The following is a 24,632-nucleotide window of genomic DNA, read 5'->3' on the forward strand; positions in this document are numbered from 1 at the left end:
GCTTTTCCTTCGATCTTGTGGTGATCGCGTCTTGAGTTGGTCGCGCCGCCGGCGCCGTCAGCCCGCCATCCGCCGGTTGACCTCGTCCAGGCGGTCGGCGACGGTGCCGTGGATGACCTCGTCACCGATACGGACCGAGATCCCGCCGACGACCGCCGGGTCGACATCCAGATTCAGCTGAACCGGGCGGCCGTACAGCCGCGCGAGGGCGTCGCCCAGCCGCTGCCGCTGCCGATCGTCGAGCGGCACCGCCGAGGTGACGACGGCGACCGAGCGGTTGCGCCGGGCCGCGGCCATGGTGCTGAGCGCGTTGAGCCCCGCATCCAGGCTACGTCCCCGCGGCCGTTCCACCAGTCGGATGACGAGCCGCTCGGTGACCGCCTGCACCCGGCCGCTCAGCAGCTCGCGGACCAGCCCGGCCTTGGCGGAGACCGCGGCGGGGCTGTCGTCCTTGACGCTGAGCGCCGCCCGCAGTTCGGGCGACGTGGACACGACACGGCCGAACCGGAACAGCTCGTCCTCCACCGAGTCCAGCACGCCGGCCCGCTCAGCCGCGATCAGGTCGGCCGTGTCGGCCAGCTCCTCGATCGCGTCCACCAGGCCGCGGGAGGAGGACCACCGGGAGCGGACCGTGCCGGAGACCAGATCGACGGCCTCCCCGCCGACCTGGCCGGTCAGCAGCCGCCGGACCAGCTCGGCCTTGCGCTCCCCGGCTTGCGCCGGGTCGGTCAGGACCCGGCGCAGCGAGGTCTCGCGGTCGAGCAGACCGGTGACGGCGGCGAGGTCCGTGGCGAGGGCCGCCGCGTCGACGCCGGTGTTGTCCGTCAGCGCGACGAGACGCTCCCGCGCCGCGTCCAGCGCCTCCCGGCTCGCTCCCATCATCGGCTGCCCGCCTCGGACTGGGACGGCACCGTGACGGTGGCCTGCTGCTCCAGGTCATCGAGGAAGCGGTCGATGGTGCGGCTCTGCCGGGCGTGATCCTCCAGGGACTCCCCGACCAGCCGCCCGGCCAGATCGATGGCGAGCCTGCCGACGTCCTGGCGCAGCAGCTCGGCGGCCTGCTTGCGGTCGGCCGCGATCTGGGCGTGGCCGGCGGCGATGATCTCCTCACGCTGCCGCTGACCCTCCGCGCGCATCTCGGCGATGAGCGCGGCGCCCTGCTCCTGCGCGTCCTGACGCATCCGGGCCGCCTCGTGACGGGCCTCGGCGAGCTGCTCCTTGTAGCTCTCCAGCGTCTGCCGGGCCTCGGCCTGCGCCGCCTCGGCCTTCTCCATACCGCCTTCGATCGCCTCACGCCGCTCGTCGAGCGCCTTGTTGATGGCGGGAAGGAGCTTCTTGTAGAAGACGAAGAAGACGACACCGAAGCAGATCAGGCCGATGATGATCTCGGGAACCACCGGCAGGAGGGGGCTCTGCGGCTCTTCCTCAGCCAGGAAAATCATGATGGCGGACCTTTCATCGGTAAGGGCTTCGGGCGCGAGGCTCAGATCGCGAACGCGAGCACGAAGCCCATGAGGGCCAGGGCCTCGACGACGGCGAAGCCGAGGAGCATGTTCTGCCGGATGAGACCGGCGGCCTCGGGCTGACGGGCGATGGCCTGGACGCCGTTACCGAAGATGATGCCGATGCCGACACCGGGGCCAACGGCCGCGACGCCGAAACCGACGGTGTTGATGCTTCCTTCAATCGCGGCGAGAGTTGCGGACATGTCCGTTGTCATCCTTCTCTGTTGTGAACCGGCGGGGGGAATGTCCGCCGGGGGTGGTGCGGTCGAGGGGTGGCCGCGGTCGGCCGTCTCTCAGTGCGCTTCTTCCAGCGCCTGGGAGATGTAGGTGGCGGTCAGCACGGTGAAGACGTATGCCTGGAGCGCCTGGATGAAGATCTCGAAGGCGGTGAGCAGGATCGTCAGGAACATCGAGGTCACCGAGTAGGCGGTGCCGACGACGGTGCCCAGCGTGTACCAGGTGCCGATGATGAACACCAGGAGCAGCAGGTGGCCCGCGAACATGTTCGCGAAGAGTCGCACGGCCAGCGTGAACGGCCGGACGATGACGTTGGACAGGAACTCCAGGGGCGTGAGGATCACGTAGATCCCCTTGGGCAGTCCGCTGGGCACACACAGGTTCCGCAGGCCGCCGACGAAGCCGTTCGTCTTGAACGTCAGGGTCATGTACGTCACCCAGACGATCAGGGCGAGCGCCACCGGGTAGGCGAAGATCGAGGTCGCCGGGAACTGCGCGAAGGGGATGATCGCCCAGAGGTTCATCATCCAGATGAAGAAGAACAGCGAGACCAGCAGCGGCACATAGGGCTCGGCCTTCTTGCCGATCACTTCCCGCGCGATCCCGTTGCGCACGAAGTCGTAGAACACCTCGGCGAGGAGCTGGAACTTCCCGGGCACGACCTTGGGCTTGGAGAACGCCGTCCAGAAGAAGCCGACGACCAGCACGGTGCTGAGCAGCACCAGCAGCATCGCCTTGTTGAACTCGAAGGACCCGATGCTGAAGATCGGGTCGAAGACGAACGACCAGACGGACGGCGCGTGGAAGGCGCAGTCCTTGAACAGATGGCAGTCGGTCTCGAAGGCGAGCACCTGGTCGTTACTCACCGCGAGCTCCCTCGGCATGGCGCATGGATACGGCTACCTCGATGTGTCGGCGTGGTGACGGACCACGGAGCGGCACTGGACTGGATGGGGCGGGAGGAAGAACCGGGGTCTGCGCTCGCACGGCCGTCCCGCACGGCCTGCGCGTCACCGGCGCCTCGACGGACACCGCGACCTGAACTTCTGGCGACGGACGATAGCAGTCCGCGAACTCCCGCTTTTCGCTGACCCCGTGCCCGTGGGCCCGGGGTCATGGCCGGCCGCCGGCGGACGCGGAGCTGGACTCCGGCTCCACATAAAGCACCTTGAGGGTCATGTGGACCCTGACCTGGCCCGCGAGCCAGGTGGCCGTGCCCACCAGCACCCCGGCGGCGAAGGCCCGTCCGTGGAGGAACGAGGCGTCGCGCAGCAGCAGGAGCAGGAGGACCAGCAGGCCCATCTGCGTGGTGTAGATCAGGAAGGCGGCGCCGAAGAACAGGTCGGGCCAGCGCTTTCCCACGACCGCGAGGGCCAGCAGGCCGATGGCGAAGAATCCGGCGGCGACGAGCACGCCGAGCGCGACACCGCTCGCACCGTCCACCCCTGCGACCACGGCGCCGATGGCGATGGCGACCGCACCTACCGCGGCAGTGGGGATCGCGGCGCCGCGGATGATCCGGGCGTCGTTGGACTGCATCGAAGTGCTTCTCCGGCGGGCTTCGGGGACTGTCGTCTTTGACGAGCGGTGCTGACGTGCTGGAACGTGGGTAGGGTTCCGGGACGTCTCGTGAACGCTATCACAAAGTATTTGATGAGGTCTTTACTCAGTTAGTGTGGATGACCTCACACGTGAGAGGTATTTCGCGCGTTGCATAGCTGACACAGCGGCGCCTCTGTGTTATGAGCGGCTGTCGATCTTCCGGCGCAGCGCGAACCGCTGGCGGTCGCCCACCGCCGTCGCGCCGTGCAGCCCCGACAGCGAAGGACCGGCGCCCCCCGCCTCGTCGGCCACGCCATCAGCCACGGGCCGCCCGCCGTCCGTCTCCCCGGCCTGGGCCGTCGGCGACGCGGACCCGGCGGCACCGGCGGCCGACCGCCGCCGGTCCCGGTAGCGGGGCGGCACCACGCGCTGCGCCCACCGGGGCACGCGCGGGGTGAAGCGCGGCATCAGCAGCACCACCAGCCCGACGGCGCTGAGCGACATCACGACCGGCACGATCACGGCGTTGGCGGACTGCACCGAGTACGCCACGGCGCCGAAGGCGATCAGCGCCGACCAGAAGTACATGATCAGCACGGCCCTGCTCTGCGAGTGCCCGATCTCCAGCAGCCGGTGGTGGAGATGCCCCCGGTCGGCGGTGAACGGCGAGTGCCCGTTCCAGGTGCGGCGCACGATCGCCATCACCAGGTCGACGAACGGCACGGCGATGATCGTCAGCGGCAGGATCAGCGGCATGTAGACCGGGACCATCTCGATGACCGCGCTGCGCTCGGAGCCGGAGAACAGCGCCATGGCGTCCGGGTCCACCTGGCCGGTGACGGAGACCGCGCCGGCCGCCAGCACCAGCCCGAGGAGCATCGAGCCGGAGTCGCCCATGAAGATCCGCGCCGGGTGCAGGTTGTGCGGCAGGAAGCCCACGCACATGCCCATCAGCACGGCCGAGAAGAGGGTGGCGGGGGCGGCGGCCTCGATGCCGTACCCGTACCAGATGCGGTAGGCGTACAGGAAGAACGCCGCCGCGGCGATGCCGACCATGCCGGCCGCCAGACCGTCGAGGCCGTCCACGAAGTTCACCGCGTTGATGGTGATCACCACGATCGCGACCGTCAGCAGGGTGCCCTGAAGAGGGGTGAGCGCGATCATGCCGAAGGTCGGGACGGGCAACCACAGGATGGTCAGGCCCTGCAGGACCATCACGCCGGCCGCGATCATCTGCAGGCCCAGCTTGACCAGGGCGTCCACGCCGTACTTGTCGTCCAGCACGCCGATCACCCAGATCAGCACCGCCCCGGACAGCAGCGCGCGCGGCTCGTCGGACTGCCGGAACACCTCGCCCACGTTGGTGAGCTGCGAGGCGACCAGCAGCCCCGCGCACAGCCCGCCGAACATCGCGATGCCACCCAGTCTCGGCGTGGGCTCGCGGTGCACGTCACGCGCTCTGATGGGCGGCATCGCTCCCCACGCGATGGCGAACTTCCGCACCGGCCCGGTCAGCAGATAGGTGACGGCCGCCGCGACGCAGAGGGTCAGCAGATACTCGCGCACACAATGCCCCAGTGGTCTCGCAGGACTACCGCGCAACACCCTCTCATGCCCGGACCCCCCTGTGCGGACTCGATGCGGCCACTTCACGGCCGTCCCGCCGGTCCGGAGCTCGTCCGGAGCCCCTCACAGGAGCGCCCGCCCGGCCCGCACCGGACGCGGCGGGACCCCGGTGAGCGCCGTGACGACCGGGTCGAGCGCGTCCCGGATCTCCTCGCCGATGCTGCGGAAGTACGGCAGCGGCGCGCCGTACGGGTCCTGTACCTCGTCGGCCTCGGCGTTGGGCGCCAGCAGCCAGCCGCGCAGCGCGGCGGCGGCACGGGCCAGCGCGCGGGCGCGCTCGACCAATTCCTCGGGCGACTCCGCGACCGGCAGCGTGGCGGTGTCGATGGCCCGCACCAGCCGGGTGAACTCCTTGAGCGTGAACGTGCGCAGCCCGGCCGAGTGCCCCATCGAGATGACCTGCGCCCGGTGATCGCGGGTGGCGGTCAGCACGAGGTCGGCCTCGATGACGTGTTCGTCGAGCAGCTCCCGGCCGTGGAAGCCGTCGGCGTCCGCCCCGTACTCGGCCAGCAGCTCCGCGGCGTGCGCCTCCATCGGCGCCCCCTCGTGCCCCCAGGTGCCCGCGCTCTCGACCACCAGGCCGTGCGCGGCGGGACCGAGGCGGTCGGCCAGCGCCTGCCGGGTGAGCCGCTCGGTGATCGGGGAACGGCACACGTTCCCCGTGCTGACGTGCAGGATCCGGAAGTCCTGCCGCGGCCGGCCGGACAGCTCGGGAGCCCGTATGCCGACGTTCGCGGTGCTCAGCGAGGGCGCCCTCAATGCGAGGTCTCCAGATCGGGAACGACCTTGCGCAGCTCTTCCTCGCTCACCGCCCCGGCGCGCAGCAGCACCGGAACCCGGCCGGTGACGTCGACGATGGAGGACGGCACGGTGTCCGGGGTCGAGCCGCCGTCGAGGTAGACGGAGACCGAGTCGCCCAGCATCCGCTGCGCGCCGTCGCAGTCCTGCGGCGGGGCGTGGCCGGTGAGGTTGGCGCTCGTGACGGCCATCGGGCCGACGTCCTTGAGCAGCTCCAGGGCGACCGGATGCAGCGGCATCCGCACCGCGACGGTGCCGCGGGTCTCCCCCAAGTCCCAGGTGAGGGACGGCTGATGGCGGGCGACGAGGGTCAGCGCGCCGGGCCAGAAGGCGTCCACCAGCTGCCAGGCCCGCTCGGAGAAGTCGGTGACGATGCCGTGCAGGGTGGTGGGCGAGCCGATCAGCACCGGCGAGGGCATGCCCCGGCCGCGGCCCTTGGCCTTGAGGAGGTCGCCCACGGCCCCGGTGTTGAAGGCGTCCGCGCCGATGCCGTAGACGGTGTCGGTGGGCAGGACCACGAGGTCCCCGCGCCGGACGGCGGAGGCCGCCTCCCGCAGACCGTGCTTGCGATCGACCACGTCCGCGCAGTCGTAGCGCCGTGCCATTGTGATGGTCCTCCTCTCACCGCGCGACGCGGCGGGCGGTGGCGAATCGGGGCCGGTTGTTCAGGTCCGGGTGATCGGCGGCGTCGGCCCAGCCGCGGTCCTCGGTGAAGATCCACGGCACCTGGCCGCCCTGGGTGTCGGCGTGCTCCACGACCACCATGCCACCGGGCCGCAGCAGCCGGTGCGCGGCGCGCTCCAGGCCGCGGATCATCTCCAGGCCGTCCTCGCCGGAGAACAGCGCCAGTTGAGGATCGTGGTCGCGCGCCTCGGGCGCCACGTGCTCCCACTCGGTGAGCGGGATGTAGGGCGGGTTGGAGATCACCAGGTCGACCTGGCCGGACAGCTCGGGCAGGGCGGTGCGGGCGTCCCCGTGGTGCAGGACGACCCGGCTGCCCTCGGCGTTCTTGCGGGCCCACTCCAGGGCCGACTCGTCCAGCTCCACCGCGTGCACCCGGGAGCGCGGCACCTCCTGGGCGAGGGCCAGCGCGATGGCGCCGGAGCCGGTGCACAGATCCACGATCAACGGCTCGACCACGTCCATCGCCCGGACCGCGTCTATCGCCCAGCCGACCACCGACTCGGTCTCCGGGCGCGGCACGAAGACGCCCGGCCCCACCTGGAGTTCGAGGAATCGGAAGAACGCGCGCCCGGTGATGTGCTGAAGCGGCTCACGCGCCTCGCGCCGGGCCACGGCCTCCCAGTACCGGGCGTCGAAGTCCCCGTCCGGCACGGTGTGCAGCTTGGAGCGGTCGGTGCCGTGCACGAAGGCCGCCAGCTCCTCGGCGTCGAAGCGCGGTGAGGGCACCCCGGCGTCGGCCAGCCGCTGGGTGGCACGGGCCACTTCGGCGAGCAGCAGGGAGCGGGCCGAACCCCCGGACCCGGATGTTGCAGTCACGTCGCCCACCCTACGTTCATTGGGCCGCGGCGAGCTTGGCGGCCGAATCGGCGTCCACACACGCCTGGATGACCGCGTCGAGCTCTCCGTCGAGCACCTGGTCCAGGTTGTACGCCTTGAACCCGACGCGGTGGTCGGAGATGCGGTTCTCCGGGAAGTTGTACGTGCGGACGCGCTCGGAGCGGTCCACGGTGCGCACCTGGCTGCGCCGGGCGTCGGACGCCTCCCTGTCCGCCTCCTCGCGCGCGGCGGCCAGCAGCCGGGCGCGCAGGATGCGCAGGGCCTGCTCCTTGTTCTGGAGCTGGCTCTTCTCGTTCTGGCAGGAGACCACGATGCCGGTGGGCAGGTGAGTGATGCGGACGGCGGAGTCGGTGGTGTTGACCGACTGGCCACCGGGGCCCGAGGAGCGGTAGACGTCGATCCGCAGGTCGCCCGCGTTGATCTCGACCTCGACGTCCTCGGCCTCGGGGAGCACCAGCACGCCGGCCGCCGAGGTGTGGATGCGGCCCTGGGACTCGGTGGCGGGCACCCGTTGCACGCGGTGGACGCCACCCTCGTACTTCAGCCGGGCCCACACGCCCTGCCCGGGGGCCGCGGTGCCGCGGGTCTTGACGGCCACCGAGACGTCCTTGTAGCCACCGAGGTCCGACTCGTTGGCGTCGATGAGCTCGGTCTGCCAGCCGCGCCGTTCGGCGTACCGCAGATACATCCGCAGCAGGTCCCCGGCGAAGAGGGCCGACTCGTCGCCGCCCTCCCCCGCCTTGATCTCCAGGATGACGTCCTTGTCGTCGCTGGGGTCGCGCGGGACCAGCAGCAGCCGCAACTCGTCGGTGAGCTCGTCGCGGCGGGCCTGGAGCTCCTTCACCTCGGCGCCGAACTCCGGGTCCTCCAGGGCCAGTTCACGAGCGGTCTCGATGTCGTCGCCATAGCGCCGCCAGGAGCGGTAAGCGGTGATGATCGGCGTCAGCTCGGCGTAGCGCTTGGAGAACCGGCGCGCGGTGGCCTGATCGGCGTGGACCGCGGGGTCCGCGAGCCGCCGTTCGAGGTCGGCGTGTTCGCCGATGAGATCCTCGACCGCCTCGAACATCGTGTGCGCTCCTGGGATGGACTCGGATGGGACTCGGGGACCGGACGGGCAGGGCGCGCGGGACGCGAAAGGCGCCGAGCCGGCCGCTCCCGTGAGGGGCGGCCGGGCCCGGCGCCGGCAGGGTCGCTACTTGCGGGCGGACCCGGCGTTCTTGCCGAAGCGCGCCTCGAAGCGGGCCACGCGGCCACCGGTGTCGAGGATCTTCTGCTTGCCGGTGTAGAAGGGGTGGCACTCGGAGCACATGTCGGCGCGGATGCTGCCCCCGCTGACGGTGCTACGGGTGGTGAACGTCGCGCCACAGGTGCAGCTCACCTGGGTCTCGACATACTCCGGGTGGATATCGCGCTTCAAGGTCGTCTCCTAGATTCCGGGAGGGCACCGGGTCGGCACGCGGGATGCGCGCCGTGAACCGGGACCGACGCTCCAGTCTGCCAGGACTGGGCGCACCTGCCAAAACGAGCCCGGGGGCACCGCTATTCCCGCCGCCCGCCCCGGTCGGCGGGACGGTCACCCGCCCGGTCACCCGCCCGGTCACCCGCCCGGTCACCCGCCCGGTCGCCCGCCCGGTCACCCGCCCGGTCACCCGTCCGGTCACTCGTCGGCGACGAGGGTGTCGTCCCCGTCGTCGCCGGAGTCCGGGATCGCGGACTCGGGGACCGGCTCGTCGCGCCGCAGGGCGGTCCACACCTGGCGGGACTCGCGCTCCAGCGGCGCGACGCGGTTGGGGTCGGCGGGATCGCGGGCGACGGGGAGGGTGATCATCTCCAGATCGGCCGGGCCGATGTCCGCCAGGTCGCGCGCCAGCCCGGTGAGCTCGGAGACCGAGGCGAGATCCGAGTCGGTGGTCACGGCGGAGGTGGCGGTGTCGGCGAGCTCGTAGAGCCGCTTGGGATTGGTCGTCAGCCCCAGGGAACCGACCTGTCCGGCCAGCGCCTTGACGAACGCCTGCTGGACCTCGATGCGGCTGAGGTCGCTGCCGTCGCCGATCGCCTTCCGGGTGCGGACCAGGGCGAGGGACTGCTCGCCGTCGAGGGTGTGGGTACCGGCCGGGAGGCTCAGGTGGCTGTCCTCGTCCTCGATCGCCTCGCTGGTGGTGATCTCCACGCCGCCGAGGGTGTCGATCAGCTCGGCGAAGCCCTTGAAGTCCACCTCGATGTAGTGGTCCATGCGCAGGCCGGTCAGGTCCTCGACGGTCTTGACGGCGCAGACCGGGCCGCCGACGGTGTACGCCTCGTTGAACATCGCGCGGCGCTCGGCGGGGGCGGTGGAGCCGTCGCCGCGCTCGCACGCGGGGCGGGGCACGAGGGTGTCGCGGGGAATGGAGACGACGGTGGCCGCGTCGCGCGCCTCGTTGACGTGGACGACCATCGCGGTGTCGGCGCGGGCGTCCTCCTGGGCGTCCGGGCCACCGTAGGCGCCGTTCTCCCCCGAGCGGGAGTCGGAGCCGAGGACGAGGATGTCGAGGGAGTCGCCCGGGCTGTCGGCGGGCCGGTCCCGGCCGAGGGCGGCGTCGATGTCGATGTGCGAGATGTTGCCGTCGAGCTTGAGATACAGCGCCCCGGCCCCCGCCCCGGTCAGCACCAGAACCGCGATCAGCGCGATGACCGCGGTCCGCAGCAGACGAGCCCGCCCCGAACGACGGGGCCGCGCCGCCGCCCGTTCACTATCCGACAGGGGGCCCATTCACCCATTGTGCCCCCATATGCCGGACTTCGCCTGTCATGCCTCCGCCCCCCTCGGCCGCGGCGGGCCGAGAGGGGCGGAGGGCGGAGCGGTACGGATCAGTCGCCGTTGCCCGGGGTGGGCGTGGTCTTCTGGATCTGGAGCAGGAACTCGGCGTTCGACTTCGTCTGCTTCATCTTGTCCAGCAGCAGCTCGATGGCCTGCTGCTGGTCCAGCGCGTGCAGCACCCGGCGGAGCTTCCAGACGATGGCCAGCTCGTCGCTGCCCATCAGGATCTCCTCCTTACGGGTGCCGGAGGCGTCCACGTCCACGGCCGGGAAGATCCGCTTGTCGGCGAGCTTCCGGTCGAGCTTGAGCTCCATGTTGCCGGTGCCCTTGAACTCCTCGAAGATCACCTCGTCCATCCGCGAGCCGGTCTCGACCAGCGCGGTGGCGAGGATGGTCAGCGAGCCGCCGTCCTCGATGTTGCGGGCGGCGCCGAAGAACTTCTTCGGCGGGTAGAGCGCGGCGGAGTCGACACCACCGGACAGGATGCGGCCCGAGGCGGGCGCGGCCAGGTTGTACGCGCGGCCGAGGCGGGTGATCGAGTCCAGCAGAACGACCACGTCGTGGCCGAGCTCGACGAGCCGCTTGGCCCGCTCGATGGCCAGCTCCGCGACCGTGGTGTGGTCCTCCGAAGGCCGGTCGAAGGTCGAGGAGATGACCTCGCCCTTCACCGAGCGCTGCATGTCGGTGACCTCTTCCGGGCGCTCGTCGACGAGGACGACCATCAGGTGGCACTCGGGGTTGTTGCGGGTGATGGCGTTGGCCACCGACTGCATGATCATGGTCTTGCCGGTCTTCGGCGGGGCCACGATCAGACCGCGCTGGCCCTTGCCGATGGGCGAGACCATGTCGATGATCCGCGGGGTCAGCGCGCCCGGGTCGTTCTCCAGGCGCAGCCGCTCCTGCGGGTACAGCGGGGTCAGCTTGTTGAACTCCGGGCGCCCGCGCCCGGATTCGGCGGCCATGCCGTTCACCGAGTCCAGGCGGACCAGCGCGTTGAACTTCTCGCGCCGCTCGCCCTCGCGGGGCTGGCGGACCGCGCCGGTGACGTGGTCGCCCTTGCGCAGGCCGTTCTTGCGGACCTGAGCCAGCGACACGTACACGTCGTTGGGGCCCGGCAGGTAGCCGGAGGTCCGGACGAAGGCGTAGTTGTCGAGGATGTCGAGGATGCCCGCGACCGGGATCAGGACGTCGTCGTCGGCGACCTGCGGCTCGCTGATCTCGTCGCGCCCGCGCCGCCCGCGGCGGTCGCGGTAGCGGCCCCTGCGGCCCCGGCGTCCGCCGTCGAAGTCGTCGTCCGGACCGCCGTTGTCACGGTTGTCGCGGCCGTCGCGGTTCTCCCGGCTGTCACGGTTGTCGCGGCTGTCACGGCTGTCACGGCTGTCACGATTGTCCCGGCCACCGCGACTGTCACGGTTCTCCCGGTTGTCGCGGCTGTCCCGGCCGCCGCGGCCCTCACCCTTGCCGGTCTGGCTCTGGCCGCCCTGGCCCTGGCCGCCGTTCTTGCCACCGCCCCGGCGGTCGCGGTCCCGCTTGCCCTGCCGGTCGGACTGGCCCTCGCCGGCCTTGGCCGCGTCACCGATGGCCGAGGCGTCCTGCGCCGTGTCGGTCCGGTCGGCGCGCTCGGTCCGGTCGGCGCGGTCCCGGTCGCCGGTCTCGGCCGGCGCCGCCTTGGTCTCGGCGGCCTGGACCGGGATCTCGATCTGCTGCTGAGCGGCTTCCTCACCGGTGCGGGCCCGTGAGGTGGTGCGGCGCTTCGGCTTCTCGGCGGACGCGGCGTCAGCCGCCTTGCCGTCACCGTTCGCCGTCGGCGCGGCGCCCGCGCCGCCGTCGGCCTGCTTCTCCTTGATGACCTCGATCAGTTGGCTCTTGCGCATCCGCGCGGTGCCCCTGATCCCCAGCCTGGCGGCGACCTGCTGCAACTCGGCGAGAACCATGCCGTCGAGGCCGGTACCCGAGCGCCGGCGCCGCGGCGCGGCGGTGGCGGCAGGAGCGTCCGTGGCGGACGCGGTGGCAGCACCGGCAGTCTTGTCGGCGGTGTCGGCACTCACGCCCATCAGATCGGTGGTGTCGCTCACGAAGGGTCCTTCCCTGGAGCGGACGTCGGCCTGTCTGGCTCGGCGACCGGTCGTGCTGTCCGGCTGCGGCCTCGTGCGGTGGGCCGGCCGGTGCGGTAATCCCGCCCGCGCGTCGCGCGGCGGAGGATCATTTCAAGGTGGTGGTGCGGGGGGCTTCGGAAACCGAGGTCTCGGAGTCGGAAACCGTCACACCGGTTCCGGAGCGTGCGCTCGGTGCTACCAGGCAGGCTGCTCAGGCAGATGAGTGGAGGCTCCCGGAAGAAGAGGTGGTCCCAGGAGGTGGGACCCCGGAATTCAGCACGGCGCCCAGCGGGGCGGTACGTGCAGACTTGAGATTAACACTACTGGATCCTGCCTTCATTCCCCCTCTCCCCATTCTTCGGCGATCCCCCTGTCGCCGCCGCGCGACCGCGTCACTGACCGGCTCCGGCCAGCGGCAGGACGCAGGCTCCCACCGTGTCCAGGGCCAGCCTGTTGGCCGTCCAGCCGTCGCCCGCCAGCCGGGCGATCTTGTCGGCCTCGCCGGCCTCCGCGAGGGCGAGCACCGTGGGCCCCGCGCCGGAGATGACGGCGGGCACGCCGTCCGCCCGCAGCCGGGTGACCAGGTCCGTGGACTCGGGCATCGCGGACGCCCGGTAGTCCTGGTGCAGGCGGTCCTCCGTGGCCGGAAACAGCAGCTCGGGGCGGCGCGTCAGCGCCTCGACCAGCAGAGCGGCCCGGCCCGCGTTCGCCGCGGCGTCCACATGCGGCACCGACTGCGGCAGCAGCCCGCGCGCGGTCTCGGTGGCCAGCGGACGGGCGGGCACGAAGACGACGGGCACGATCGTGGCGGCCGGCTCCATCCGGATCGCCCGGACGGCGGCACCCTCGCCCCAGGCCAGCGTGAAGCCACCGAGCAGGCAGGCCGCGACGTTGTCCGGATGCCCCTCGATCTCCGCCGCCAGCTCCAGCAGCGCCGCGTCGTCGAGCCGGCTCTCCGCGCCCGTGGTCACGGCCCTGGCGGCGACGAGCCCGGCGCAGATCGCGGCCGACGACGAGCCGAGGCCGCGCCCGTGCGGGATGCGGTTGGCGCAGACGACCTCCAGGCCGCGCGGCTGCCCGCCGAGCGCGTCGAAGGCGGTGCGCAGGGTGCGGATCAGGAGATTCCGCTCGTCGCGGGGCAGGGAGTCGGCGCCCTCACCCGCGATGTCCACGTGCAGCCCGGACTCCGCCACCCGGACGACCACGTCGTCGTAAAGACCCAGGGCCAGGCCGAGAGCGTCGAAACCGGGCCCGAGATTGGCGCTGGTCGCGGGCGTACGCACCCGTACGGCGGCGGCTCGGAAGGCGGGATGGGCCATCGCTCGATGACTCTCCTTGGTGAGATGTGCGGCATGTCCCCGCTGGCGCGGGACGCCGAAACAGCGGCGTGCGCCCTGCATCGCGGAGGTGACAGCGAGCAGGACACGGCGAGGGACGAATACCAGCCTATCGAAGGAAGGTTCAGACGCGATACAGGGACGACCGGTGTCGTTCCGCACTCCCCGCCCCGGGGCGTGTCGGGGCGTCCCCTTTTCCTCTCCAGGACGGTGCTCTGTCCGGGACGGTGACCGGGCCGGGACGGTGACTCGGGCCGGGACGGTGACTCGGGCCGGGCGTCGGTGAGGCACGTCCGGCCCGGACCCGGCGACGTGCCGGGGCCGAGGCCGAGGCCGGGGTCCGGGTCTCCCCGGCACAAGTGCCGCCATCCGGCGGCTGGTTGATCTTCGCGGACGACGGCGGCGTCGGTGAGTCGGTCGCCGCCGCGCCGCGGGGCCGACGGAGCGGCGTGCCGACCGTGGCCGGCGTCCGGGGTCCGGGGTCGTGGTCCGGGTCCGGGGTCCCGCCGGGCCGCGTGTCTCAGGCCAGGCCGAGGCGGGCGGCGGCGGCGGTCGCGTCGACCGGGACCGTTTCGGGGCGGGGGGCACCGGAGACGGCCCAGTCGGGGTCCTTCAGGCCGTTGCCGGTCACCGTGCACACGATGCGCTGGCCCGGATCGACCTTGCCCTCCTCAGCCGCCTTCAGCAGGCCGGCCACCGAGGCGGCCGAGGCCGGCTCCACGAAGACGCCCTCCTGAGCCGCCAACAGCCGGTAGGCCGCGAGGATCTGGCGGTCCGTCACCTCGTCGATGTGCCCACCCGACTCGTCGCGCGCGCGCTCGGCGAAGGCCCAGGACGCCGGGTTGCCGATGCGGATCGCGGTGGCGATGGTGGCCGGGTCCTTCACCGGCGCGCCGCGCACGATCGGCGCCGAGCCGGACGCCTGGTACCCCCACATGCGGGGCGTACGCGAGGCCGGGCCGTCGGCCGCGTACTCCCCGTAGCCCTTCCAGTACGCCGTGATGTTCCCCGCGTTGCCCACCGGCAGCACGTGGATGTCCGGGGCGTCGCCGAGCATGTCGACGATCTCGAACGCGGCGGTCTTCTGGCCCTCGATCCGCACCGGGTTCACCGAGTTGACCAGCGCCACCGGGTACTTCTCGGCGAGGCCGCGGGCCAGCGTCAGGCAGTCGTCGAAATTCCCGTCGACCTGGAGGATGCGCGAGCCGTGGACCAGCGCCTGGCCCATCTTGCCCAGTGCGATCTTGCCCTGCGGGACCAGCACCGCGCAGACCATCCCGGCCCGCACCGCGTACGCGGCGGCCGAGGCCGAGGTGTTCCCCGTCGAGGCGCAGATGACGGCCCGGGCCCCTTCCTCCTTGGCCCGCGAGATCGCCAGCGTCATCCCCCGGTCCTTGAACGATCCGGTCGGATTGGCGCCCTCGACCTTGAGATGAACGTCACAGCGCGTGCGCTCCGAGAGCACCTGGGCCCGTACGAGTGGAGTGCCACCCTCCCCCAGCGACACGACGGGCGTCTCGGGGGTGACCGGCAGCCGGTCCCGGTACTCCTCGATCACCCCGCGCCACTGGCGGCTGGTGGTAGCGGACATGACGGGTGCGTCCATGGCAGTGCTCCCTATTCCCCTTCGACCCGCATGGTGCTCGCGACACCGTGCACGGTATCCAGTCTGCGCAACGCCTCGACCGTCGCGCTCAGCGCGGCGTCGGACGCCCGGTGCGTGACGACGACGAGCTGGGCCTCGCCGTCCTTGCCGGTCTGCCGGACGGTGTCGATGGACACGCCGTGATCGGCGAAAACCATGGCGCACTGCGCGAGCACACCGGGTTTGTCCGCCACGTCCAGACTGATGTGGTACCGCGTGACGACCTCGCCCATCGGGCTCACCGGAAGCCGGGCGTACGCCGACTCCCCCGGCCCGCGGCCCCCGCCGAGCTTGTTGCGGCAGGCGGCGACGAGGTCGCCCAGCACCGCCGACGCGGTGGGCGCGCCGCCCGCGCCCGGCCCGTAGAACATGAGCTGGCCGGCGGCGTCGGCCTCGACGAAGACCGCGTTGTACGCCTCGCGCACCGACGCCAGCGGGTGGCTGAGCGGGATCATCGCCGGGTGCACGCGGGCGGTCACCGAGCGGCCGTCCTCGGTGCGCTCGCAGATGGCCAGCAGCTTGACCGTGCAGCCCATCTGCCGCGCGGAGGCGATGTCGGCGGCGGTGACCTCGGTGATGCCCTCGCGGTGCACGTCGTCGAGACGGACGCGGGTGTGGAAGGCGATCCCGGCCAGGATCGCGGCCTTGGCGGCGGCGTCGAAGCCCTCGACGTCGGCGGTCGGGTCGGCCTCGGCGTATCCGAGGGCCGTCGCCTCCTCCAGCGCCTCGCCGTAGCCGGCGCCGCTGGACTCCATGCGGTCGAGGATGAAGTTGGTGGTGCCGTTGACAATGCCGAGGACGCGGTTGACCTTGTCCCCGGCCAGGGACTCGCGCAACGGCCGCAGCAGCGGGATGGCCCCGGCGACGGACGCCTCGAAGTACAGATCGGCCGCCCGCCGGGCGGCGGCGGCGTACAGCGCGGGGCCGTCCTCGGCCAGCAGCGCCTTGTTCGCCGTGACGACGCTGGCGCCGTGCTCGAACGCGGAGTTGATCAGCGTGCGGGCCGGCTCGATGCCGCCGATCAGCTCCACGACGACGTCGATGTCGCCGCGCGCGACGAGCGCGGCGGCGTCCGTGGTGATCAGCTCGGGGGCCACCGTGCCATGCGCCCTCCCGGGGCGCCGCACGGCGACTCCGGCCAGCTCCACGGGTGCGCCGATGCGGGCCGCGAGATCGTCGGCGTGCGTCGCCATCAGGCGGGCCACCTGCGAGCCGACGACTCCGCAGCCAAGCAGCGCCACCTTCAACGGACGAGCGCGCACGATTCGACCTCGCCTTCCGACATCACTCAGGGACTACCAGTCTCACGTACATACGAAGAAACGTCCGCCACACGTTCAGTATGCGGACGGCCTTCCTCAGCCGACGTCCAGCCGCAGCAAATCCTCTTCGGTCTCGCGGCGCACGATGACCCGGGCCGAGCCGTCCGCGACAGCGACCACGGGCGGGCGGGGCGTGTGGTTGTAGTTGCTGGCCATCGAGCGGCAGTACGCGCCGGTGGCGGGCACGGCGAGCAGATCGCCGGGGGCGACGTCGGCCGGCAGCCAGGCGTCACGGACCACGATGTCGCCGCTCTCACAGTGCTTGCCGACGACCCGGACGAGCACCGGCTCGGCGTCCGAGGCACGGGACGCCAGGACCACCGAGTACTCGGCGTCGTACAGCGCGGTCCTGATGTTGTCCGACATCCCGCCGTCGACGCTGACGTAGGTACGCAGGCCGGGGAGCGGCTTGATGGTGCCCACCTCGTAGAGCGTGAACGCGGTCGGCCCGACGATCGCCCGGCCCGGCTCCACGGACAGCCGCGGCACGCTCAGCCCGGAGACGTGGCACTCGCGGCTGACGATCTCGCCCAGCGACTTGGCGATCTCGTGCGGCTCGCGCGGGTCGTCGGTGGGAGTGTAGGCGATGCCGAGACCGCCGCCGAGGTCGAGCTCGGGCAGCTCGACGCCGTGCTCGTCGCGCACGTCCGCCAGCAGGGCCACCAGGCGTCGGGCCGAGACCTCGAACCCGGCCACGTCGAAGATCTGCGAGCCGATGTGCGAGTGGAGCCCGGCCAGCACGAGGTCCGGCTGCCCCAGCACGCGGCGGACGGCCTCGGCGGCGGCGCCATCGGCGAGCCCCAGCCCGAACTTCTGGTCCTCGTGCGCGGTCGCGATGAACTCGTGGGTGTGGGCCTCGACGCCGACCGTGACGCGGATCTGCACGCACTGCCGGACGCCGTGCCGGGCCGCGGCGGCGGCGACCCGTTCGATCTCCTGGAACGAGTCGATGACGATCCGCCCGACCCCCACCTCGACGGCGCGGTCGATCTCGGCGACCGACTTGTTGTTCCCGTGCAGGGCGAGGCGCTCGGGCGGCATGCCGCCCGCCAGCGCGGTGGCGAGCTCGCCGCCCGTGCAGACGTCGAGGTTGAGCCCCTCCTCGTCCAGCCAGCGGACGACGGCCCGCGACAGGAACGCCTTGCCCGCGTAGTAGACGTCGCCCCCGGCCCCGAAGGCGTCGTGCCAGGCACGGCAGCGGGCGCGGAAGTCGGCCTCGTCCAGCACGAAGGCCGGGGTGCCGAACTCGCGGGCCAGCTCCCGCACGGCGACCCCGGAGACAGTGAGCGCCCCGTCGGCGCCGCGCCGCACGGTCCGGGCCCAGATCTTGGGCACGAGCGCGTTGATGTCGACGGGCGGCGCGGTGTAGTGCCCCTCGGGCATCACGTCGGCGTGCCGTGGCCCGGCGGGATGAGCGGAACGGCTCATGGTCGTGTCTCCTTCGTGCGCGCTTACAGGCTTACAGATGGTCGGGCGCGCTGATGCCGAGCTCGCGCAGTCCGCGGGCGAGCACCAGCGCCGCGGCCCGGGCGAGGGCCAGCCGGGCCCGGTGGCGGGCCGCGGGCTCCTCGTCCCCGACGGGCAGGGCGGACCGCTCCCGTTCCGTCGCGAGAAAGGCGTCGGCGACGAGGAGCAGCCGCCGGGCCATCCGTTCGCCGCCGGTGACCTGCTCGCCGAGGGCGGCGAGGAGCGCCCGTTCGCTCCGGTGCGCGAGCACGGCGGCGCCGGGCTCGGGCGCGAGCCCGAGCGCCCGGCCGCCGCGCAGCAACGCCTGGGCGCGGGCGTGCGCGTAGCGGACGCGGAACAGTGGATTCTCGTCGCGCTGCACGAGCGAGACCGGCCCTCCGGCGGCCTCGGCCCAGCGGGCGGCGTCGTTGGCCGGGTCCTCGGGCAGCTGCTCGGGCAGCTGCTCGGGCGGATTTCCGGGCGCCGGCCCGTCGGTGAGCTCGCGGAGCAGGTCCGCCTGATGCCCCTCGGCCAGCGTGATCTGCAGGAACCCGCCCTCGCGCACCTCGACGCCCCGCACCCCCGGCACGGCGACGAGCCGCTCGCCGATGCCCCGGGCCACGTCGTCGGCGGACAGGCCCGCCGCCCCGGCCAGCCGCAGGGCGATCGCGGTCCCCCAGATCCCGTCCCCACGTGGTCGCAATTGCACACGGTCGGGCAGCGGGCCGGCCACGCCCAGCTCACGCGCGGAGCGCAGCACGGCGCGGGAGAGCTGGGCCGGGGTCACGGGGCAAGCGTACGAGGCCCCGCCAGCCGCACGGCGGGCGGCCGTCCCTCGTCACAGAGCCGCCGCACGAGCCGCACCAACTCGGCCGGCTCGAAGGGCTTGGCGAGCACGGCGTCGACCCCGCCGTCCCCGCACGGCAGGTCCCGCACGAGAACGCTGGCGCTGACGAGAACGAGCGGAATATCCGCCGTACGCGGATCGTGCCGCAGCCTGGCGACGGTCCGCAGCCCGTCGAGCCGGGGCATGGCGAGGTCGAGCGTGATCGCGTCGGGCTGGAAGAGGAGCACGGCCTCCAGACACTCGGCGCCATCGGACGCGGTCTCGACCTCGAAGCCGTCGAGCTCAAGATTCACTCTGATCAACTGCCGGATGACCTGGCTGTCGTCAACGACAAGGACCCGGCCGGGAGCGCCTGGCACACCCCAAGGGTAAGCACGCTCCCGACCCCGCGTCCGGCACTTTCGCAAAGAAGTACCCGGTAGTAGCGCCACCCGCACCCACGTACGGAAAGCGGAGTGCGGGAGACCTCCGCCGAGCTGGTAGGGTTCTACCCGTCGCCGCATCGAGACGACAACCGCCCCCGTAGCTCAGGGGATAGAGCAACGGCCTCCGGAGCCGTGTGCGCAGGTTCGAATCCTGCCGGGGGCACCCAGAACATGGGAACGCTTTGATCCATGGCGGTTCATCGAATCGAGCCGGTTTTTGTCCCGCTCGCCTTTCTTCCCTAGCTGCTCGGCGGTCTGCTGCGCAGCTTCGAGAGTGTCGCCAGTGACCAGAACCCGGATCGCGATCTCTTCGCGCGGGCGGCTGTAACGCACTTCCATCCCGAAGGCGTCGTACAACTGTCGCTGGACGGCCTCCGGGCAGTCGGCCACTCTCAGGTTGAGTCGCGGCAGCGCGTCCAGCAGGCTCGGGTCATCGTCAGGCGGTCCCCCGGTGGCCGTGGCGTCGAGCGCGGCGAGTCGGCGGCGAAGGTCCTGCCGCTGCCGCTCAAGCGCGGCATGTTCGGTGCGGATCGCCTCCCGAAAGCTCCTCTCCGTCTCGGTGTCGTCCCCCGCGATGCCCTCGGCGAGGCTCCGGATGAGCCGGGACTGCCTGCGTTCCAACTCCGTGATCGAACGTTCCAGCCCGGCCCGCTCTACCGCTTGGGCGTCCTCGTCCGGCGGCTTCACGGCCGCGAGGGTGGTGGCGAGGTGCGTGCGGCGGTCAGGGCCGAAGAGGCGCGTGGTGAAGAAGTCGGATACGGCTGTGAGGAGCACTTCCTCGCGGATCCACAGGCCGCGCGGGTGGAGGCGGTACCAGTCCTCGTCACGGTGTTCGTTGGAGTCGGGCTGACAGGCGTAATAGGCGATGCCACGGCGCGTCTTGCCGTGCATGCGTCGGTCGCAGATGTCGCAGCGCACGTAGGAGCGCAGGGTGTAGGAGCGGCGGGCTGCTGGGTGCGTATTCAGTCCCGGGGTTGTGCGTGATCCCTGGCGTTTCCCGGCCAGAACGGCTGCTTTGTCGAACAGTTCGCGGGTGATGAGCGGTTCGTGCGTGGGCTGGGGTGACCAGACCCATTCGGTGGCGTCGTTGTTGCGCCCGCCTTTCTTCGTAGCGCGGCGGTTCCACACCTGGTAGCCGGTGTACTTGGGGTTGCGCAGGATCTCCCGGACCGCGGATCCGCTCCACCGGCCGAGAGCCGCGTGAGAGCGGGTCGGCTGGGGTGGTGGGTACCGGTCGGGACGGAGGTTGAGCCGGTCGGCGATGCTGTCGTAACCAAGCCCGTCCAGGGCGCGAAGCTGGAAGATCCTGGTGACGGCGGGTGCCCGTTCCGGGTCCGGGACGAGCCGGTGTTTGGTTCGGCCTTCGGCGCGGCGGGCCGGAACGGGGTGAGGGACCTTCTGGGCGAGGTATCCGTAGGGTGGTTTGCCGGTGTTCCACCCTTGGCGTGTGTGTTCGACGAAGCCGTCCCAGGATAGCTCCAGCATCTGCAGGACGTACCACTCGGAGACCGCTTGCTTGACCCTGCGGGTCAGGACCGGCGTCGCCCGCTTGGCGCGGCGGCCGGTGACGATGGGCTCGTCGGCGGCGCACAGAGCGACACCGGACTGTTCGAGCTGGTACTCGATCTTGGTGCCGAAGTAGGTGCGGCGGGCGACGCGTTCGATGGATTCGCAGATGACGGCGGCGAAACGCCGATCGGGGCGCTGGGACTCTCCCAGCAGGTCGGCGATGCCGCCGTCGCGCGGGATCGGGATATTGAATCGGGTGTAGGCGGCGGACCGGCCGCGGGCGTCAGGGTCCTTGCGGCCGGATTCGACGTCGTAGAAGTGGGCGACGATGACCCAGCCCGGTGGCAGGGCTTTCCTCGCGTTCTCCAGTTGGCGGGGAAGCGAGAGGGTCGGGTCCTGCTGATCCTCCGTAGAGGTACGGCCGAGCCACGCGACCGGAACGGTGACCGGGGCCGAGAGCACGTCGGGAACGGCGGCTGCGGACCATGGCCGGTCAGGGACGGGGGGTGACCAGGCATGGGCCCGGGACGGCGTGTGCTGCATAGGGCTGTTGACCTTTCCACGGTCGCGCGGCGAGAAGTGCCAACGAACCCCACGGCCGTTCTCACGCTTCCCGGCCGGCGGTCGTGGAGTGGTGGAAGACCCACTCGACGACCACTCGGATGGCCATGGCCTGACGCTCCCGGAGGACCTCAGCATCCTCGCCGTCGACGACGACGTACTCGACGATCACCCGGGGCCGGGCCGCTCCCGACGGTGTCTCTCCGTCATCGGCGGCCCCTGCCCCGTGACGGGCGACCAACGACCATGGACGCTCCACCTCGGCACGCTCTTCAAGCCCGCCGTCCCCCGGAAGGGGGACGGCGGGGGAAATGGCCTCAGTCACCGAGGTGTCTCCGCCAGAGGTGGCACCGCGTGGCAGCGGTTCGCCGTACAGCTGAGGACCCCCGTCCGGCACGGCGCCGAGCGGCGGGGTCTGCCGCACTGACTCCGGCTGGGGGTATGCGCGCCGGGCTTGCGGAAGATGAGGACATCTTCGTGGGCGATGAGGTGAAGGGGTAGTCCGGTGCGGCGAGCGTCGGAGATGTTCTTCATCTGGAAGAAGGAGGGTCGGAGGATGAGCCGGTTGTCTCGGATACCGGCCAGCAGAGCGGCACAGCGCTCGACCGGCACCAGCCCGGCCTGGCGTCCGGCAGCCAGGACGCCGGTGGGCAAGTCGACGAGTTCACCGCGTTCCCTCCACGGGCGGGCGGTGACCACGACCGTGCCACCGGGGCGCAGCACGCGGTTCGACTGGGCCAGGATGCGAGTGACAGCCGCGAGGAGGTGATCGGTGGGGGCGTGGGCGAGGTTGCGGGGGTCGCGGCTGTAGCGCCAGTTGCTCTTGACGACGCCGGGGGTGCCGGTCTCCCGGGAGGAGCGGACCTGGCCGTGGGCGGAAGCGCCATAGGGGGGTGAGGTGACGACGAGGGCGATCCGGCCGTGGTAACCGGGATCGATGAGGTCCGCTAGGGCGTGTATCGAAAGCGCTGGTCACAGCCACCCGTTGCTCTGAGGCACGGGTTAAACCGTTACTTCAGTGGTGGATGTGGCGAGTACGGTGTGGCTGTGGGCTGGTGATCGCGTGCAGCGTCGGCTTACGGAGTCAGACCCGCGGACACGAAGGAGCGAATGATGCCAGGCGCTGAACTGCGAGGGGTGACTCTGGACTGTGCCGACCCGCGGACGCTGGCGGGCTTCTACGGTGCGCTGACCGGGATGCGCGAGATCTTCAGTACGGACGAGTTCGTCGCGCTGTCGGACGGCTCCGGCTGTGATCTGGGATTCCAGCGGGTTGACGGATACCGGGCTCCGCAGTGGCCGGGTCAGGACGTGCCGCAACAGTTCCACCTGGATTTCCGCACTGACGACCTGGATGCGACGGAAGAGCTGGCGCTGGAACTCGGCGCGGCCAAACCGGATCATCAGCCCGGCGACGGACGCTGGCGCGTACTTCTGGATCCGGCTGGCCACCCCTTCTGCCTGACGTCTTCCTGACATCACTGGCGTGACAGGCATCCGCCGTCAGACGCCGTACCACTCAGGCGTGGGCGAGCGGTGCATCAGCGGCTGGCCGCCTCGGAGAGGGCATGGCGTCGAATGTGCTGGTCACAGCCACTCGTTGATGGCCGCTACCAGGACAGTTGCCTCGTAACGGACCGCGAGTTTGTCGTACCTCGTGGCCACGGCGCGGTGTCTCTTGAGGCGATTGATGCCGCACTCGACGGCGTTCCGAGCCTTGTAGTCCTCCGGGTCGAACTTCGGTGGACGGCCACCGCGGGAGCCAAGCTTTCTGCGGTTGCGCGCCTGATCGGCCTTGTCCGGGATGGTGCAGCGGATCCCGCGCCGGCGCAGGTAGGCGCGGTTCCGGCGGGAGGCGTACGCCTTGTCCGCTCGAACCCGATCAGGACGGACGCGTGGGCGGCCCGTCCCGATGCGAGGCACGCGGACCCTCTGGAGTACGGCTTCGAACTGCGGCGAGTCGCCGCGCTGCCCACCCGTGATCACGATCGACATAGGCTTCTGGCCCTGCTCGACGGCCAGGTGCAGCTTGGTGGTGAACCCGCCGCGTGACCGTCCCAGCCCGTGGTCGCCCGGCTCGGCGAACACGCCACCCGGTAGTTCCTTCTGCAGTTCACCCTGCTTGCGGGCCCCAGCCGCATGCTGATGGGCGCGGCACACCGTGGAATCGAGGCTCAGGTCCCACGTGATCGCACCCTTGGCGTCGGCCAGGGACTGGAGCCGGGTGAGGAGTCGGTGCCAGGTACCGTCCCGCTGCCACCGGCGGAACAGGTCGTAGACCCGGCCCCACGGCCCGTACTCGACGGGCACGTCCCGCCACGGCACACCGGTCCGGACCCGGAACCGTATGCCGTCGATCAACTGCCGCCGAGACCAGACAGGCGGCCGACCCGCTCTCGTGCCCTTCGGCAACAAGGGCCCCAGTACCGCCCACTGATCATCCGTAAGATCTCCCCGCCCCATGAACTGTGATCATTCACAGCTCAAGATCCACTTTCGATACACGCCCTAGGCGCCTTCCCGCGCGCCGCCCACGCCGACCGCGAAGCGGTGGCTTGCACCCCCGCCGCCTACCAACGCAATACCTTCGCCGCTCACGTCAGCCTCGCCCGCAGCACGCTGGCCGCTGGCGAGGTCGAGGAAGCGGTCACGGCAGGCCAGCAAGCGCTGGACCTCCTTTCCCGGGTGCACAGTCGACGGTGGGCGGACCACCTGGATACATTCACCAATGATCTGACGGCACGCGCTCCGGGATACTCCCCGGCCGAGGACTTCCTCACCAGATACAGGGAGTTGGCATGCCCGCCGAAATCCTGACCCTTAGCACCTACCTGCCCAATCACCTGCCCGACATCAAGCAGACACTCCTGGATGTCTATGCCGAAGTCTGGGCGCAGGAAGCCGCCGAAGACCCATTCTTCTCCCTGCCGCGCTTCGAGGAACGCCTGCTCGGTCATGCCACCGAGGGCGAGTGGAGATGCGTGATCGGCGAGATCGGCCAACAGGTCGTGGGCTACGCCTACGGCAGACGCGACAACCTCCAAGAGTGGGAGTCGGTCCTGCACCCGATCTCCCAGGATGTCGCCGACTACGGGAGACAGGGCACCTGGGGGCTGTGCGAGATCATGGTGCGATCCCCCTGGCGAGGCCAGGGCATCGGCTACGCCATCCACCGGGAACTGACGCGTCAACAGAAGGGACCGCGCACTTCGCTCCTGGTCGACAGCCGTCGCTCGGATACCCGTGCCGTTTACGAAAGGTGGGGATACCGCAAAGTCGGCCAGATGCAGCCTGGCCCGGACTCACCTCTCTACGACGCCATGGTCCTGGAACTCCCCGAGGCATGCCCATAACCTTCCGCCGGAAAGGCTTCCACGGACTCGTGCCCGATTCATCGTCTCGCTCACCTGGCGTCTCT

Annotated in this window: 23 protein-coding genes, 1 tRNA gene and 1 pseudogene; 3 read left to right on the plus strand and 22 right to left on the minus strand. The window is 71.0% G+C overall.

Annotated elements, in window-relative coordinates; translation table 11 throughout:
* Positions 1-57: 57 nt before the first annotated feature.
* The 19 genes from OIE51_RS08110 to OIE51_RS08200 all read right to left on the minus strand — a co-directional run bounded on the left by OIE51_RS08110 (position 58) and on the right by OIE51_RS08200 (position 19,078).
* Positions 58-882 carry a F0F1 ATP synthase subunit delta gene (locus tag OIE51_RS08110; protein WP_326596534.1) on the minus strand — a complete coding sequence of 275 codons (825 nt, stop codon included), beginning with the start codon at positions 880-882 and terminating at the stop codon, positions 58-60.
* Positions 879-1,442, minus strand: a complete 564-nt coding sequence (locus OIE51_RS08115; protein ID WP_326596536.1) for a F0F1 ATP synthase subunit B — start codon at positions 1,440-1,442, stop codon at positions 879-881. Before OIE51_RS08115 ends, OIE51_RS08110 begins: the two co-directional genes overlap by 4 nt.
* A gap of 41 nt (positions 1,443-1,483) precedes the next feature.
* Positions 1,484-1,708, minus strand: a complete 225-nt coding sequence (gene atpE, locus OIE51_RS08120) for an ATP synthase F0 subunit C (protein WP_326596538.1) — start codon at positions 1,706-1,708, stop codon at positions 1,484-1,486.
* Between the two features lie 90 nt (positions 1,709-1,798).
* On the minus strand, positions 1,799-2,626 hold the full coding sequence (atpB, locus tag OIE51_RS08125) for a F0F1 ATP synthase subunit A (RefSeq protein ID WP_326596539.1): 828 nt from the start codon (positions 2,624-2,626) through the stop codon (positions 1,799-1,801).
* Positions 2,627-2,855: 229 nt separating this feature from the next.
* A complete protein-coding gene (locus OIE51_RS08130; RefSeq protein WP_326596541.1) occupies positions 2,856-3,281 on the minus strand; it encodes a hypothetical protein in 426 nt (141 codons plus the stop codon).
* A 201-nt stretch (positions 3,282-3,482) separates the two neighbouring features.
* Positions 3,483-4,850: an MraY family glycosyltransferase gene (locus OIE51_RS08135; RefSeq protein ID WP_326596542.1), complete on the minus strand. Its 1,368-nt coding sequence runs from the start codon at positions 4,848-4,850 to the stop codon at positions 3,483-3,485.
* Positions 4,851-4,973: 123 nt separating this feature from the next.
* Positions 4,974-5,654 carry an arsenate reductase/protein-tyrosine-phosphatase family protein gene (locus OIE51_RS08140; RefSeq protein ID WP_326600546.1) on the minus strand — a complete coding sequence of 227 codons (681 nt, stop codon included), beginning with the start codon at positions 5,652-5,654 and terminating at the stop codon, positions 4,974-4,976.
* 11 nt (positions 5,655-5,665) lie between these two features.
* Complete coding sequence (locus tag OIE51_RS08145; RefSeq protein WP_326596543.1) at positions 5,666-6,313, minus strand: L-threonylcarbamoyladenylate synthase; 648 nt, start codon at positions 6,311-6,313, stop codon at positions 5,666-5,668.
* Between the two features lie 16 nt (positions 6,314-6,329).
* Positions 6,330-7,208 (minus strand): peptide chain release factor N(5)-glutamine methyltransferase, encoded by an 879-nt coding sequence (gene prmC / locus OIE51_RS08150; protein ID WP_326596545.1) that lies wholly within the window; start codon positions 7,206-7,208, stop codon positions 6,330-6,332.
* 16 nt (positions 7,209-7,224) lie between these two features.
* The gene (gene prfA / locus OIE51_RS08155; RefSeq protein ID WP_326596547.1) at positions 7,225-8,295 is read right to left on the minus strand and encodes a peptide chain release factor 1; all 1,071 of its coding nucleotides are present in this window, start codon (positions 8,293-8,295) and stop codon (positions 7,225-7,227) included.
* A 126-nt stretch (positions 8,296-8,421) separates the two neighbouring features.
* On the minus strand, positions 8,422-8,646 hold the full coding sequence (gene rpmE, locus OIE51_RS08160) for a 50S ribosomal protein L31 (protein WP_326596548.1): 225 nt from the start codon (positions 8,644-8,646) through the stop codon (positions 8,422-8,424).
* Positions 8,647-8,886: 240 nt separating this feature from the next.
* Positions 8,887-9,978 (minus strand): LCP family protein, encoded by a 1,092-nt coding sequence (locus tag OIE51_RS08165; protein WP_326596550.1) that lies wholly within the window; start codon positions 9,976-9,978, stop codon positions 8,887-8,889.
* Between the two features lie 98 nt (positions 9,979-10,076).
* Positions 10,077-12,101, minus strand: coding sequence for a transcription termination factor Rho (gene rho / locus OIE51_RS08170; RefSeq protein ID WP_326596551.1), 2,025 nt, complete (start codon positions 12,099-12,101; stop codon positions 10,077-10,079).
* Positions 12,102-12,514: 413 nt separating this feature from the next.
* Positions 12,515-13,441, minus strand: coding sequence for a homoserine kinase (gene thrB / locus OIE51_RS08175; RefSeq protein WP_326596554.1), 927 nt, complete (start codon positions 13,439-13,441; stop codon positions 12,515-12,517).
* Positions 13,442-13,979: 538 nt separating this feature from the next.
* The gene (thrC, locus tag OIE51_RS08180; RefSeq protein WP_442811883.1) at positions 13,980-15,065 is read right to left on the minus strand and encodes a threonine synthase; all 1,086 of its coding nucleotides are present in this window, start codon (positions 15,063-15,065) and stop codon (positions 13,980-13,982) included.
* An 11-nt stretch (positions 15,066-15,076) separates the two neighbouring features.
* Positions 15,077-16,369: a homoserine dehydrogenase gene (locus OIE51_RS08185; protein ID WP_326600550.1), complete on the minus strand. Its 1,293-nt coding sequence runs from the start codon at positions 16,367-16,369 to the stop codon at positions 15,077-15,079.
* A 93-nt stretch (positions 16,370-16,462) separates the two neighbouring features.
* A complete protein-coding gene (gene lysA, locus OIE51_RS08190; protein WP_326596555.1) occupies positions 16,463-17,854 on the minus strand; it encodes a diaminopimelate decarboxylase in 1,392 nt (463 codons plus the stop codon).
* Positions 17,855-17,885: 31 nt separating this feature from the next.
* Positions 17,886-18,659 carry a DALR anticodon-binding domain-containing protein gene (locus OIE51_RS08195; protein WP_326596557.1) on the minus strand — a complete coding sequence of 258 codons (774 nt, stop codon included), beginning with the start codon at positions 18,657-18,659 and terminating at the stop codon, positions 17,886-17,888.
* Positions 18,656-19,078, minus strand: a complete 423-nt coding sequence (locus OIE51_RS08200; protein WP_442811884.1) for a response regulator — start codon at positions 19,076-19,078, stop codon at positions 18,656-18,658. Before OIE51_RS08200 ends, OIE51_RS08195 begins: the two co-directional genes overlap by 4 nt.
* A gap of 157 nt (positions 19,079-19,235) precedes the next feature.
* Here OIE51_RS08200 and OIE51_RS08205 point away from each other — a divergent pair.
* A tRNA-Arg gene (locus OIE51_RS08205) sits at positions 19,236-19,307 on the plus strand.
* A gap of 905 nt (positions 19,308-20,212) precedes the next feature.
* Here OIE51_RS08205 and OIE51_RS08210 read toward each other — a convergent pair.
* Both OIE51_RS08210 and OIE51_RS08215 read right to left on the minus strand, forming a co-directional pair.
* A pseudogene (locus tag OIE51_RS08210) lies at positions 20,213-21,196 on the minus strand (recombinase family protein); the annotation flags it as partial.
* A gap of 61 nt (positions 21,197-21,257) precedes the next feature.
* On the minus strand, positions 21,258-21,386 hold the full coding sequence (locus OIE51_RS08215) for a hypothetical protein (RefSeq protein ID WP_326596560.1): 129 nt from the start codon (positions 21,384-21,386) through the stop codon (positions 21,258-21,260).
* A gap of 938 nt (positions 21,387-22,324) precedes the next feature.
* Here OIE51_RS08215 and OIE51_RS08220 point away from each other — a divergent pair.
* A complete protein-coding gene (locus OIE51_RS08220) occupies positions 22,325-22,690 on the plus strand; it encodes a VOC family protein (RefSeq protein ID WP_326596561.1) in 366 nt (121 codons plus the stop codon).
* 111 nt (positions 22,691-22,801) lie between these two features.
* Here the strand turns inward: OIE51_RS08220 and OIE51_RS08225 are convergent, their stop codons facing one another.
* Positions 22,802-23,677, minus strand: a complete 876-nt coding sequence (locus OIE51_RS08225) for an IS5 family transposase (RefSeq protein WP_326596563.1) — start codon at positions 23,675-23,677, stop codon at positions 22,802-22,804.
* Between the two features lie 335 nt (positions 23,678-24,012).
* On the opposite strand from OIE51_RS08225, the gene OIE51_RS08230 reads away from it, so the two are divergent.
* Positions 24,013-24,567 carry a GNAT family N-acetyltransferase gene (locus OIE51_RS08230; protein WP_326596565.1) on the plus strand — a complete coding sequence of 185 codons (555 nt, stop codon included), beginning with the start codon at positions 24,013-24,015 and terminating at the stop codon, positions 24,565-24,567.
* The last annotated feature ends 65 nt before the right edge of the window (positions 24,568-24,632 follow it).

It is taken from the genome of Streptomyces sp. NBC_01803, assembly GCF_035917415.1.
In the GTDB taxonomy this organism is placed as follows: Bacteria; Actinomycetota; Actinomycetes; order Streptomycetales; family Streptomycetaceae; genus Streptomyces.